This window comes from Paenibacillus sp. MAH-35, from assembly GCF_058135425.1.
This window is the reverse complement of sequence record NZ_JBYUPU010000012.1, coordinates 84,358-98,598: the sequence shown is the minus strand read 5'-3', so window position 1 is coordinate 98,598 and position 14,241 is coordinate 84,358. Positions and strand designations below refer to the sequence as shown.

The following is a 14,241-nucleotide window of genomic DNA, read 5'->3' as shown; positions in this document are numbered from 1 at the left end:
CCGATTCATGAAAGATCTGGTCTATGTTTCCATTATAAAGGAGAATCGGGGTCATTGCTATCCATGACGGCTACGGGAATAGGATCTGCACGCTTATTGTCAATGTTACAGAAATCGATTTCCACTCCACCATACCTGCATGTCTAATGAAATCAATCCAACAAATCTTGAATGAATATACGCTTTCCTTCTACAATGGAACGATTCGCGGCCACTCCGATCAAGAGGGACATGGCACCCGACATGGAACCGGCGCGCTGCCGCAGTTCGTCCCTCGATTGCGTGCAGATCATCTGTTGAAGACGGTAGTCACCGCCTCCGTGCGGGCCCGTCGCTTTTTTGGTCTGGCGGCTGATCACCTCCCCGGCGCGGTTATAGATTTGAATACGGTGCATGGGCTCATCGGCTCGCGGTCCTCTCAAATATTCGCCCGCTTCCATTCTCCCCTCCGTTCCGTTGAACGTGGCGGTCCAATTTTTATAAGGACTGTGCGCTACCAAGGTGTAGTTCAACAGAGCGCCTCTTTGGTACTGGACCTGAACAGACATCGTGTCATAGATGTCGATATCGTCGCCAAACACGCATCGGTCCCGGATATAGCCGTCTTCCTTCTCGTTCTCGTAATAATGCTCGCGGATATATTTGTTGGCTTGAATATCGATATAATGCTCGCACGATGGTTTGAAGTTGCACGTCAAGCAGCGTTGCCCTCTTTGTTCTCTTACAGGCCCGAAATATTGTCTGGTTCCCATCGCATTAACTTGCACCGGCTGATCGTCCAGCCACCAATTGACCAAGTCGAAATGATGGGTCGATTTATGAACGAGCAGCCCGCCGCTTTGGTTCATATGCCGGTGCCAACGGCGGAAATATTGCGCGCCATGAATCGTATCGACATACCAGTTAAAATCGATGCTGATGAGCCGGCCGATCGTTCCTTCCTCGATGATTGTTTTCAATTGTGCCATATAGGGCATAAACCTGCAGTTGAAGGCGACCGTCACTTGCCGCCCCGTTCGCCGTTCCGCCTCTAATATCGCTTTGCACTTCTCGCTGTCTGTCGTCATCGGCTTTTCGGTAACGACGTCAATACCTGCCTCCAGTGTCCGGATAATGTATTCGTGATGGGAATAGTCCGGCGTAGCAATGATATACAGCTCGGCGCCGCTCTGAGCCAGCAATGTATCGAAATCGGCATAAACGGGAACCCCGCCATGCTCCTGTGCGAACTTATTGGCTCGCAGTAGATTGATATCGAACACGCCTGCTAACTCGACCTCGTTCGGGAAAGCGTCCGCCATCGGTTTGCCGAATGCAGCCGCCCTGTCCCCTGTTCCGACAATTACGTACCTTTTCATTCCAGCACCTACTTTAACGTTTTCTATGAATAATTCTCCATTCAATTAAACACCTTATAATAAAGGATTTATTCTTGTTTTTATAATAGCAAACGTTTTCCATATCAACAATACCATTTTTCTCCTTTTAGAAAAACTTCTATGGTTTCCTCAGATTCACCAACATGGTGGAGTACCCGCTCAGCTGACTCCCCCGCAAATATGTGGATAAAAAAAAGAACCCTCCGCTTCCGGAGAGTTCCTTTCTATGAGCGGTCAGCTGCCGCCTGTCGGATCGCCTACTGCACCTTATTGCCCGGCTTGCCCAATAGCATTACTTCTCCAAAAGCTCGATCAGTCGACCTTCGGGATCTTCAATCCAAATAAACGTTCCAAATTCACTGCTCTCTTTGTTCTTCGCAAGAGGGACACCCATTTGTTCAAGGTGCTGGATAGTCTCGTCCAGATTATGGACTTGGAAATTTAACATCACTTGTTGTTCGGTTGGAAAATAACGGTCATCCTCGATAAAGAAAGAGAAAATAGTCTCGTTTCCTTGTTGGGGTTTGATCACGGTCCCGTTCCAACTTTCGATTTCAAGCTTTAACACTTCGCTGTACCATTTTTTCACAACTTCGGGGTTTTTCGATCTCCATAAAATTCCTCCGAAACCTTTTATCATCGTAGCTAACTCCTGAAGAAGCACAAATCGGATCACTTGTCCCTTGAAGTAGAAGGACAGCTGCATCAAGATCATCAAACTCAAACAGGGGCGAATTGGCAATATAGCGGTTATAATTGTCCCAGATCGTTTCTTGGAGTGCCAGCTGCCCCCCTTCACGATCACAGGAACAAGCTCCCCGCTATGTCCCGCTGGCAGCATCAAAATGCCTTTCCGTTTTCGATCTCCAAACTTCCACACAACTGTTCTGACTGATCCCAAGCTTTCCGGACAGATCTCGGGATTGAGATCCCCAATTTTTTGTACCTCTTTGGTATGCAAGTCCAGGCTGTATAATGTCGGGGGTTCGTTCTCGGATTCAGCTGCGTAAATAATCTTCTCTTTATACGCTGTCTTGGAATAGGCGGTCCCTCCCATATACCACGGAAAATGTTTGCGGGGCTCCTCGTGCAACAGCTCTTTCAGACCTTTTGAAAGATCTAACCGGTAGAAGCCATTCCTCTCTTTCTTAGGTTCGCGCGTTTGAACAATCACGTTGGGATGTTCGTGATTCTCTATGCCGGATCGGTCCATAGGAAGTATAGCTATGATTTGACGATCCCAGTCTTGAATTACATGAACCAGCTCACCGGTTTCTCGAATCATTCTCCATAATCCTCCCTTCGCCACCAATAAAACATCACCGTTAGCAAGAATCATTGGAGGATCTAAATACCTGTTGAACTTTACTTGTTCTGATAAAGCTATAGGATATGGCGCAGATTTTCCGTCTATGTGAACGGCCCACAGTGCTCCATCTGCTAGTGCGCCAGCTGTTGTATACGCAATGGTCCTCTCATCGTACCAAGTAAATGTCGGTCCTTCCAAATAGACGTTCTTAGCGATACATCGCGGAGTTCCATCAGATGCTGTTTGGATAGGCGCCACCCATAAGTCATAGGCCATCTGTTGATGTGCTGCGTTTTTTTGGAGACCCGCCGCATTTGCGAAAACAAGAAGTGTACCGTCTTGTGAAACCGCAACCCCTAATGGATGAAACCCTTCAGCAATGATTTGTGACTCCTCCGTTACAGAATCAATTCTGGCGAGTTCTGCACGGTATCTGCTTAACCATGTCTCAGAAGGCTGCCCGCTGCTTGAGCCATCAGCTTTGAAGGTTTTATAAACTGAAATGGGGGCCTTGACGCAAAAATTATCACCTGCAGGGAAGCCGAACCCGGAATCATCGATGCCTTCCAATGGCATTACTTTGACAATGAGGTATCGTCCATCACTTGACCAGACCGGTGATTCGAAACCGAAAAAGGGTCGCACCACGTGCCTGGTAAGCCGCATTATATCTCTATTTTCTCTCCATAACCATAATCCGGCTTCCCCGCCCAGATCGCAATAAAACGCCAATGTATCTTCTACTGGCGACCATATTCCAGACCAGCTGCTTCGTCCCGGCTCAGTGACGATCGGGATTCCTCGGTTGTTAGTTAAATCAAACAGCCACTGAACGCTTCCGGCGACGTCGGATGAAACGCCCGGGGATAATCCTGTCGGCCTGACAGCGGGAAGAGTACAGGCCATCCATCGCCCACTCGGTGAAACGGTGAACGGAAAACGGAAAGCAGGTCTTCTTAGATTCGTAATGGTTTCAAAAGCCAATTTCAAATGTTACACCTCCACAGGTAAAAGGACGCCAGATCAATCGCTTGATCTTGGCGTCCTATAAAATAAAAAGGATGGCAGGGGTTACCTGTCATTCTACTTCAAGTGTAACATATGAATTCATACTGTCAACCGTCCTCATTGCTTCATTCCGTCGTTGTTTATTTTTTCATTTGCTTGGCTTCGTCTTGGATATTTGCGGCTACAAAACCGCTCTTATTCGGTTCTTCTCTCCCCGGCCGAGCTCTTGTATCCGTTTGCTGAAGGAACTGCTCGATTCATGTATAAGATTTTTTTCATACCCTTTCGATTTGGATGATTCGTCTAAGGGAGTTAAGGCGGGTTGCCGTCCTCCAACAATCAAGTTTAATAGAACACCTCCCGCCGCCAGTTCAAGTCTGCTTATACTGGTTTACGTCTATAAGCCCTCACTGCGAAAACATACGCAACAATAAGAATCCCCAGGCACCATACGAGCGCGATCCAAATGTCATGGCCGACAGGCTGATCCGACAGCAGCGCGCGGATGGCTTCCACGATCGAGGTTACTGGCTGGTTTTCGGCGAAAGCGCGAACGACGTCCGGCATCGTTTCGGTCGGCACGAAGGCCGAGCTGATAAACGGAAGGAAGATAAGCGGATAGGAAAATGCGCTTGCACCTTCCACCGATTTGGCGGACAGTCCGGCAATCGCCGCAATCCAAGTCAGAGCCAGCCTGAACAGTACAAGTATACCGGCTACGGCAAGCCAAGACAGTACCCCCACTGACGAGCGAAAACCGATGATGAGCGCTACGAGAATGATGATGATAACAGAAACGGCGTTGGGTACCACCGAGGTCAGCACGTGGCCCCACAACACGGCGGAACGCGCAATCGGCATCGTATGGAACCGCTCAATGATGCCCCGTTGCTTATCCAAAAACAGACGGTAAGCGGTATAAGAGATTGCGCTGGCAATCGCAATCAGCAGGATGCCGGGCAACAGGTAATTCACATAGTTCTCCGCACCGGTTTGGATTGCGCCGCCAAACACATAAACAAACAGCATAAAAAGCTACATACCCACAATTGGAACAAACGGCTGCTTTCGTTTTTGCAGCGTTACAATCTTGTATCATTTCATTTTGACATTGAATACATTTCATCCTTATACCTCCATTGGTTTTTAGATACGGTACTTGCGGATCAGGGTGCAACGCACTCGGGAGACAAAAGAAATTTAACAGTTTCCATATCGCTGGAACACCGTCTAATCATATAATTTGAGTATCCGAATCCTGTCGGAATATATTTACATTGGAGGAAATCCATGAACAAGTTACGACGAAGCAGGGTTGCATTAATGTTTCTAATTGGGTCACTCGCCATCTCGCCATTGACCGCTTCGGCAGCGGAGCCGATGATTAAGCCGACGCTCCCGTCTATCCCCTCTGTACCGATCATATTGATCGATCCCGATGACGATTTCCCTGCGGGGTCCTTGGCGAACGCTCCGTTGATCGAGCGCCGTTGGGAGTTTTCCCAGCTCAAGGGAGCGTACTATGCTCCGAGCCTGGCAGCCGACGGCACCTTATACGTCGGAAGCTGGAACAAATACTCCGACGGTGACGGACTGACCGCCATCGCGCCTAACGGCAAGCTGTTGTGGAGCCTCCTCTCCGACAACGGCTATTACGACACGACCATTGGACCGGATGGCACCTTGTACGCTGCAAGAGGGGGAGGCGGACTGCAGCAAATATTCAAAGACGGACGGGTCGGATGGACGTACTCCGGTTTGATCACGGGGAAGATTTCTTTCCTGCCGGACGGAACGATTGTGCTCGCAGTATCGGATAATATCGTATGGATCGACCCCGATGACGGTTCGGTTATCCGGTCGGTCGATGTGCCTTCGGTGCTTCCGCATTCGCTCAGCGTCGCCGCCGACGGCACGGTGTACGCCGTATCCGGCAAGTCGAGTCTCTACTCGGTCAAGCCGGACGGCAGCTTGAAATGGTCACGCGACATGACCGGCGGCAGCGGCTCCAGTTACGCTAACTTTTTCGGCACCGCTCTCGGCTCCGACGGAACCGTGTACGCCGTAGCCAATAAAAACACTGTCGTCGCCTACAAGCCGGACGGGAGCGTTAAAGATCAGTATACGGCGTCCGCGGACATTTCGACGACCCCGGTTATCGGCAAAGCCGGCGAATTGTACGTCGGACTCGTCAATGGCAAGCTGATCGGATTAAACACTGCCATGGACGTAAAATGGATCACCAAATTTACCAATTCCATCACGCGAATCGTCGCCGGCCCGGGAGAGCTTGCGTATGTCTACAGCAGCGATGGTCAATATTTGTACGCGATTGCCGCCGTCGACGGCAATGCCAAGTGGAAAGCCGAAGTGCCTCATAACAGCGGCGGCGGCCATGGGAATATCGTTTTCTCCTCCGACGGCACCCTGTTTGCCAGCGGCTTCGGGCTGTTCGCACTCGGAACGCCGCCAGTTGCCAGCGTGACGCTGGATAAGCCGGCGATCGAGCTGCAAGCCGGACAGAGCACGGCGCTAACCGCTACCGTCGCTCCCTCCGTAGCGGTCAATCGCAAAGTCAATTGGAAGAGCGATAACCCAAACGTCGCCCACGTCAACGGCTCGGGTATCGTAACGGCTGTGTCGGCGGGCAAAACCAAGGTGATCGCATCGACGGACGAAGGCGGTTACATGGCGATCAGCGAAGTGAACGTCAGCGCTTCGCCGCCCCCCCTCCCCGTGTTGACGGATATCGAGGGCCATTGGGCTAAGCCTGAGATAACGAAAGCGGTCGAACTGGGAATCGTTTTCGGATACGAAGACGGGACGTTTAAACCGGAAAAGGGCGTGACAAGAGCGGAGTTCGCGGTGATGCTCATGCGTGCTTTGAAGCCGGATGTCGAAGGCATAACTCTGCCGTTTACGGACCAAAACGATATCCCCTCGTGGGCGGCCAAGGCCGTCGCTCAAGCGGCTCAGCTTAATATCGTAAGGGGCAATTCCGACGGAACGTTTCTTCCGTCGAACCACATCACGCATGAGGAAATGCTGGCGATGGTCGTACGCGCATCGGGCATAACCGCTCCGGACCCCGCGCCGGCCAGCGGTTACGCGGACGACGCCGATCTTTCGGACTGGGCCAGAGGGTCGGCGTACATCGCTTCTCGGCATTCGCTTCTCGGCGGCATGAACGATAACAAGGTTCGCCCGAAGACCTCGACTACTCGCGCGGAATCGGCTGCGGCCATCGTCCGCATGCTGGATCTATAAGTCAACTAGCCGGGGACCCTAGGGTCCCCGTGTTTGCGTGAAAGAAAAATTGCAACTTGTGCTTTGAGGCAACAGGAGTACTCACCAAGGACTTGTATAGGCTGCTGATCTATGGAAGCATCCCCGGCGCGATCGGTTTAGCCTAAAGAGTTACCGTCGTGGTCGCACTTCATTTTACCAAGAATCGGTTTCTTTTTCTTATACAGAATGAAGAAGGGGCGTACCTGATTGAAGAATACAAAAAGAGCAGGTTCACCTGGCGCCTGCTCCAAAATAACCATTTCGTTATCATGCCTTTTAACTAGATGCATTACAAATTGATTAATAAGGACGCGTGGGATCTATTATGGAATGCTGCAGCTTTTCTGTATAAGCATCAAAAGCATCTATGCCTTCTTCTAAAATTAGACGTGCTTCTTTATCACTAATGGGTATAACCCACAAGACACTAATTATTTCTTCACCTATTTGTATTTCTTCCAAATCCTCACTTTCTCCCCTTAGTTCATCAATCAACAGGGCTTTTGCAGTCCAGTTCTCTGGGGCGAGTGCGCTCTCAGTCATTACTCGTGGGACTTCCGAAGATTTTACATTTTCAATAGTATGGGCAAGTAGGTCGCAGAAATACGAGAATATGCGATCGACGCTCTCTTGTCCCAAATCGGGTGTTAAAGCTAGCATCCATTCCGTCTCGGTTGGTTTTCCAGTTTTTCGAACGGAATTCGATAGGCCGACAGTTGCGAATCTTGCAGGATTGTTTTCATTCGTTGACGGAAAATAATAGATCTCGATATATACGCCAATCTCCGGTTTTGTCATTATGACTCTGTATTCCGGCATAGACCATTCTTTCATATACAAATTAAGAATAATGGTTCGTTTGATGTCAAGCTTCAGCAGTTTTTCTTGACTCGATTCTCTGTTGATTTGCACACCCATCACCTTTCTGGTTGGTTAGCTAACAATACGCAATGGCTGCTTAGCAGCGGACGGAGTGGACAAGTGCCGTTGATGTTTATTGGCCAGATCGAGTAAAGCCGCAACGATTCCCCACCTGGACGGTTCGGGTGACCTGTCAACGATCGTCATCCTCCAGTTCGCCGCCGGAGGCTGGCCGCCGACGTTCCGATTGCTTCCGTTGCTCGTATCGCTCACGAATCTTCGTTAATGCTTCCTCACGAGCCTTCTCGACTTTTTCTCCCGCCTGGCGTTCGAGCACTTCCTTCCGGTCCGGACTGGTCTTGTACACATTCACCGTAATGATCTCGTTTGTCTCTCTAATGTTCTCGCCCTCTTTACTCACAATCCCCCGCTCTTCGTTATTTACTTGATTCAGCACAAATTTTTCAAGTGCTGCTGCAACACCATCGTTATCGTTGGATTCAGTAACGTACTTTGCACAATTTTTCAGTTCCGTTATCCCGTTCCCCATGGCAATGGGAAATCCGCACTTATGGAAAAGTCCCAAATCGTTAAAATCGTCTCCAAATACCATTACATGGTCCGGGCTCATCCCGATCTCATTTAAGACCCACTGCACGGCATCCTCTTTTGAAGCGGATTTATGCATAATTTGAACCAATACTCCTTCATCCGTTGCGATTACGTTGACTTGGTTACCGAATTGCCGGGCAAGCTCGTTCCATGAGCTGTAACCCACAACCAGAATTTTAGTCGGAGATAGGGAACAGATAAAATTAGAGTCGACTACCTCTGGTCTAGATTCACCCGAACGGGCGTCAAACTTAGCGGACTCGGAGTCGGGAATCGGTGTGCACGTATACCAGGAGTCATTAACTTCATAGTAGATGGTAGAGTGGGGTTCGCTTAGCTCAATGAGTTTAATAATCTGCTGGCTAATCTCTGTGGGGATACAAATGTGCCGCTGAACTTGTTTAGATTCGTTTGTCACTAAGGCACCATTGTAGAAAACAAGGTACTCTGCAAACGGAAGATCTTTTATAAAATGTTTAGCGACTCTAGGCGGTCGTGCTGTAGCGACAATAATATGAATTCCGGCTTCAAAACACTGCTTAACCGCACGATAATTCCGTGGAGATATGGATTTGCTGCTATCGAGCAAGGTTCCATCCAAGTCTAGCACAATTGCTTGTATTCCTGACATCGCATCCCCACACTCCTTAGTTAAATTCCTCCAATTATATCTGAATAGAGGTGCTGATGGTAGCCCCATTATTGGATTTTTGATCAGTTTGTTTACAATAAAAAAGCGTCCGGCAAAGGCGTCCGGACGGTCATTTGACGTGCAAACCCATGCGTTGGTGCGTGAGAGGGAAGGAGTGCCTTAGCTACAGCCGCCCGCCCTCAATCGGGTTGTCTAGCAAAACAACCGCCGCAGCATCAATGCCGCGGCGGTTGTTTTTGGGCTCAATCGGTTCAACAGAACCGACGCAGGTCGGTCGTTAAACCGAAATCACCTTTGTCTGCATGTTCAATTCCATCACGCTCCCTTCCTGCAGGATACTTTTAGTATACTGGACGATGTCGTTTCCCGCCATGGACCGTTTTGTTATAACGATTTTGGACCAACTCTGGGCGGGCGGATGGAATCGTTACTTGCGCGTTGCTTTCGAGAGTAAACGCTTACTTTTTCGATGCTTTGATCGTCTCTATGTCTTTATCCGCTTCTTCTGCCGCTTTCCTCAGCAGTGTATTGATATCATCGTTTCCGGTTCCTGTGATCAATTGGTTCATGTGGGTCACCCATTTTGTTTTAGCTTGAGCATCATAAGTTGTCATCGCCATAGGTTCGGCCAGCTTCTCCGGAAGCCGTGCTTTAATATTTTTACCTTTCAAGTGCTCCACTTCTTGCCCGAAAGCGTTGCGTACGGCTTGACTCTTATGAACAGGCACGTCTCCGCGCTTCGCCAGCTTCAACTGGAACTCTTCCGACGTTAAGAATGCGATCGCTTCAAACGCTTCATCTTTATGCTTGCTCATCGAAGTAATGTCGAAATAGGTCGGATAAGGTTGCGAGCCAACACCGGGAAGCTCTTTAAATTCCGGGAGTTTGACCATGTCCCAATTTTTTATGGCATCATTTTTATCAGGGATCGCCAGATGAGCCATCATAGCTACAGTCAAGTCTTTTCGGAATGCATCCACCTGCGCGAGTAGGACGCCAGTCTTGGAATCGACCTCATTTCCTGGTATTTTATAGAAACGAGAGAGATTGTCCGCGATTTTTTTCCAGTTTTCATTCGTCGCGAACAAAGACTTATCCGTTTTAGGATCCACATAACCTGCAGAGAACTGGTTCGTCTGAGCAATGTGTTCCACCGAGGCTACCAATCCGCGATAATTAACGCCACCTTCTGTCCTTGTCATCCTCTTGGCTAATTCGTAGGTGTCGTCCCATGTCATTCCATCTTTCGGATAGCTGACACCAAATTTGTCGAACAAATCTTTATTATAGGATAGTACACTTACTGTATTCGTAACCGGCAGTCCGTACATTCCGCCATTTGCGATCTTTTTCATAAGCTCAACCGTTGAAGGCTCTAATTGGTTTAAATCATAATTGTTCTTTTTGATCAGCTCGGTCATATCGTACTGCATGTTATTGGCAATCAGATGCGCATGAATATGTCCGACTGATGAAAACAATACGTCAATAGTCGTTCCGCTTGCAATCAAATCGGTCGTCTTCGCGCTTGGAATAAATTTAATATTCATGTGGGGGAATTTTGTTTTTATCGCGTCCCCATACTGTTCCATAAACATGGCTTCCGTCCAACCGCTTGAGGTTTGGAAGAAGACAAGATCGACCGGCTCTTTCTTTTTCACTTCCGGGACTTTGCCGCTATCAGTCGTCCCAGCAGCCGTCCCTGCAGTCGTACTCCCTCCGGTGTTGGCGCCAGAGCAAGCTGACGCTACTGCGGCGAGCAGTCCGAATATTGCAGCGTTTTTGGCGAACTTTGCTAATTTAACACCTGTGCGCCTATTGTTGTTTTTTGTTGCGCGACTCTCCGCAAGTTCGATTTTAGTTCTCTTGTTAACCATTCTCGACGCCTCCCTTTTTGTTTGAGCGCATATGTTGGAGTTGTAAGCGCTCTATCCATAAATCGATTATAACCCTACAACCTGAGAATATCATAAATGCGGTATATCAAAGTTGCAATTTCTTATGGTAAAATGCTAATAAAATACGTCGAATGTTATCGGAGGAATTATGTTGATTTTTGAACATTGCCCGTTTCTGATTGACGCCCCGGTTAAGCTCGATATGTTTTTTGACAACTCCCGGTATTTCAAGCAGCTATTTCATTTCCATCCCGGTATTGAAATGATATTTGTACATGAAGGTTCAGGTCAGCTCATTCTGGAGCAGAGCATATATGAAGTGAAGCCCGGTACATTGATTTTCCTCAAACCGTACCAGCCGCATTATCTGCAAATGCAGATCGGCCCCGGAAAACCTTATATCCGATCGCTGATGAAGTATGAGCATAGCTATCTCGCGGAGAATTTGAAAGCGTTTCCGCAACTGCGCGAATTTCATGACTACATATGCAGCGATACATCGACCTCCCAAGTGCAATATGTGCCGGATTGGAAAAACTTTGAGCAGTTTCTCCGGGAAAATTACGAACGGCTGCAGCGGTATCCTTTCTACAACCAGATGGAGGGCAATTCGCTGTTTCTCGTAAACGTATTTCACTACTTGTATCCGTTATGGAAAACAGGAATGGTATCGAAGCAGAAAAAACAGGCCGCCGAACCGACTGTAGCGAAAATGATCCGGTGGATTAACGAAAATTATGAGCAGGAATTTCAGCTTGAAGCGTTAGCCCAGGCGGTGCATATCTCTCCGAATTATGCGTCCTATATATTCCGCCAGACGACGGGCAAGACAATTATGGAGTTTTTGACGGACCGGCGTATCAAACAAGCGTGCATTCTGCTGAAAACGACGGCCGCATCGGTGCAGGAAATCGGTGAAAAATCGGGCTGGGTGAACTTTAACTATTTTTGCAGCATATTCAAAAAACGGTTGGGCATGACACCGAAACAATACCGTCATCATTAACTGCTTGATCCGGCAAAGGATATATGTTTTGCCCTTAGTCAAGGACAAGAACATATATCCTTCGAAATGAAAGAAACGCCCGATCGTTCCAGGTTTGCTGCTTTATTCAATCTAAAGAGCTGCCGTCTCCAAAAGCGTTACGAATACACCGCTCGAACAACGGTTTTTCAAATTCCAGTTTGTTTTTGGAAGCTTTTGTTTCTACGATCGAACCTGCTTCCAGCAGATAGTCCCGTAATAAGGTGCGAAATGTGCTCGTGTCCTCCTCGTGGTCTCCGCTCCATTCTGATGCATCGAAGCATATTGTAGTTATGAATTTTTGTTTTGCTTTATAAAAGAGCGGCTGGTATATACCCGATTTATCATAATACGTCGAAACATCTCCGTTAAAACATAAGCATACATCCATTTCCTGCAAGCAGGAAAACACGGCATCCTGCATAGAAGCTTTTATGCGTTGTCGTATGTCGCGCACCGATTGGACGACGCCGGGCGTGACCCTCTCCGCACCGCCATAAATCGTTCGTATCGTGAGCTCCAAATTCGCGATCCCCTCCCGTTGTGTACATATATCCGTGCCGGACGAGTACCCGGTTTCAGCCGGTCCTGCCCCATTAGCCAAATAATATCATAGATGACTATCGTCTGCTATTACGCATAACTGCCCATGCAAGCAGTTCCTTATCCTTGAAGGTATCCAACATGCAAAAGAAAGCAAAAACCGCATCCTCTGCGAATACAGGGGAGATGCGGTTCTTTGAGAAGTTCCTCGGTTTATCTTATTTGCCTGTTTTGGCTGCTTCCTCTTCGATTGCTTTGTTGATCGTTTCTTCCGCATAACGCAGCGCCGTATTGACGTCCTTATGGCCTTGAATGACGGCATCGAACTCCTTGCTGAGCAAGTTCGCGCCATTGGTAGCCAGCTCGGGCGCCTGCGGACTCGGGGCGACCTTGTTGTGGAAGGCGGCGCTCGTGTTTTTACCCTTTAGCAGCTCCAGGTCTGCGCCGAACGCTTTGGCGATCGTTTCATTTTGCAAGCTTGTCGTCTTACCGGACTTGCTGTTCGCCAGCTCGACCTCGTCGGAAAGCACGTGCAGCAGCACCTGGAATGCCTGTTCCTTCGACTTGCTCGTATTGGAAATGAACCAGGCTCTCGGCTCCACCTGCAGCCCCATATTTTGCTGCGCGGACGAGACCGGTACGGACACCATATCCCATGCGATATCGTTCATACCCGCTCGCGTATAAGCGGAAAGCGGTGAAATAACGGCCGCTATGTTTTTGTCCGTATAAAAGGCCGTCAGCTCTGCTGCGCCGTCGCCCGGCTTGTAGCCGGTCAGCATGCCGTTCACCTCGTAGAAGCGTTTGGCATTATCGAATATAGTTTTCCAAGGCGCCGTATTGACAGCCGCCCGTCCGGTTTTGGCGTCGATGATCGGCAGCGAAGCCGCGTTGTTGGTCAGCATGGTGCGAAAAAACATCGTGACGCCCCGGTACTGAATCCCGTCCTGGAAGTTGGTCATCTTGCGGCTCATCTCGTACGCTTCATCCCACGTCATGCCGTTTTTGGGGTACGGAACGCCGAACTTGTCGTAAATGTCTTTGTTGTAGAACATGACGTGCGGATTGGTGCTCTCCGGCAGACCGAACAGCTTGCCGTCGCCCGATACGTCGCGGAACGTCTGCAGCAGGCCCGGTTCGAATCGGTTCAGATTGACCTTGTACTTGGCGATCAGCTCGGTCAGGTCGTACTGCAAGCCGTTAGGCAGCAAATTCTTTTGCATTTCGGGTAGGGCGAACAGGAAAATGTCTGGCACGTTGTGGGTAGCGATCATATCCGGCACAGTCATACTGCCGGGCTTGACATAGTTCAGCTTGTAGTTTGGAAACTTGCTGCGGACATACCGCTCGACTCTCGACTTGAAGATGTCCTCGGTAAATGAGGAACTGCTGGCGTAGATCGTCAGCTCCGCCGCTTCATTATAATCGACTGCCGCTGGAGCCGCTTGGTCGGAAGGCGCAGCCTTCGGCTTGCTGCCGCCGCTCTCTCCCCCGCCGCAACCGGACACCATTGCTACGACTGCAACAGCAGGTCCCACAAGCTTCCAATTCATCCTTCTCATCATGGTTCGGAACTCCCCCATCGGTTCAATCTGTCCATTTCTGTATAACTGCTCATTCCCGGTTCGCCTTGTCCGGCTTTCGGCTAGAGTATCGGCTCCCGTTAA

Annotated in this window: 9 protein-coding genes and 1 pseudogene; 2 read left to right on the top strand and 8 right to left on the bottom strand. The window is 49.1% G+C overall.

Annotated elements, in window-relative coordinates:
- Positions 1-152 precede the first annotated feature (152 nt).
- The 3 genes and pseudogenes from AC3Y2E_RS15510 to AC3Y2E_RS15500 form a co-directional block, all read right to left on the bottom strand.
- Positions 153-1,358, bottom strand: a complete 1,206-nt coding sequence (locus AC3Y2E_RS15510; RefSeq protein WP_379211768.1) for a Gfo/Idh/MocA family protein — start codon at positions 1,356-1,358, stop codon at positions 153-155.
- A 313-nt stretch (positions 1,359-1,671) separates the two neighbouring features.
- Positions 1,672-2,019, bottom strand: coding sequence for a VOC family protein (locus AC3Y2E_RS15505; RefSeq protein WP_379211954.1), 348 nt, complete (start codon positions 2,017-2,019; stop codon positions 1,672-1,674).
- Positions 2,020-4,077: 2,058 nt separating this feature from the next.
- Positions 4,078-4,731: pseudogene (locus AC3Y2E_RS15500) on the bottom strand (ABC transporter permease); the annotation flags it as partial.
- 255 nt (positions 4,732-4,986) lie between these two features.
- Here AC3Y2E_RS15500 and AC3Y2E_RS15495 point away from each other — a divergent pair.
- A complete protein-coding gene (locus tag AC3Y2E_RS15495; protein WP_379211765.1) occupies positions 4,987-6,963 on the top strand; it encodes an S-layer homology domain-containing protein in 1,977 nt (658 codons plus the stop codon).
- 321 nt (positions 6,964-7,284) lie between these two features.
- Here AC3Y2E_RS15495 and AC3Y2E_RS15490 read toward each other — a convergent pair whose 3' ends face one another.
- The 3 genes from AC3Y2E_RS15490 to AC3Y2E_RS15480 all read right to left on the bottom strand — a co-directional run bounded on the left by AC3Y2E_RS15490 (position 7,285) and on the right by AC3Y2E_RS15480 (position 10,986).
- Complete coding sequence (locus tag AC3Y2E_RS15490; RefSeq protein ID WP_379211952.1) at positions 7,285-7,902, bottom strand: suppressor of fused domain protein; 618 nt, start codon at positions 7,900-7,902, stop codon at positions 7,285-7,287.
- A gap of 136 nt (positions 7,903-8,038) precedes the next feature.
- The gene (locus tag AC3Y2E_RS15485) at positions 8,039-9,088 is read right to left on the bottom strand and encodes a Cof-type HAD-IIB family hydrolase (protein WP_379211763.1); all 1,050 of its coding nucleotides are present in this window, start codon (positions 9,086-9,088) and stop codon (positions 8,039-8,041) included.
- A 479-nt stretch (positions 9,089-9,567) separates the two neighbouring features.
- Positions 9,568-10,986 carry an extracellular solute-binding protein gene (locus AC3Y2E_RS15480; protein WP_379211761.1) on the bottom strand — a complete coding sequence of 473 codons (1,419 nt, stop codon included), beginning with the start codon at positions 10,984-10,986 and terminating at the stop codon, positions 9,568-9,570.
- Positions 10,987-11,155: 169 nt separating this feature from the next.
- Between AC3Y2E_RS15480 and AC3Y2E_RS15475 the strand changes: the two genes are divergently transcribed.
- Complete coding sequence (locus AC3Y2E_RS15475) at positions 11,156-12,013, top strand: AraC family transcriptional regulator (protein ID WP_379211759.1); 858 nt, start codon at positions 11,156-11,158, stop codon at positions 12,011-12,013.
- Between the two features lie 106 nt (positions 12,014-12,119).
- Here AC3Y2E_RS15475 and AC3Y2E_RS15470 read toward each other — a convergent pair whose 3' ends face one another.
- Together AC3Y2E_RS15470 and AC3Y2E_RS15465 are read right to left on the bottom strand one after the other, a co-directional pair.
- A complete protein-coding gene (locus AC3Y2E_RS15470; protein ID WP_379211756.1) occupies positions 12,120-12,554 on the bottom strand; it encodes an Imm12 family immunity protein in 435 nt (144 codons plus the stop codon).
- 238 nt (positions 12,555-12,792) lie between these two features.
- Positions 12,793-14,139 carry an ABC transporter substrate-binding protein gene (locus AC3Y2E_RS15465; protein WP_379211753.1) on the bottom strand — a complete coding sequence of 449 codons (1,347 nt, stop codon included), beginning with the start codon at positions 14,137-14,139 and terminating at the stop codon, positions 12,793-12,795.
- Positions 14,140-14,241: the final 102 nt, after the last annotated feature.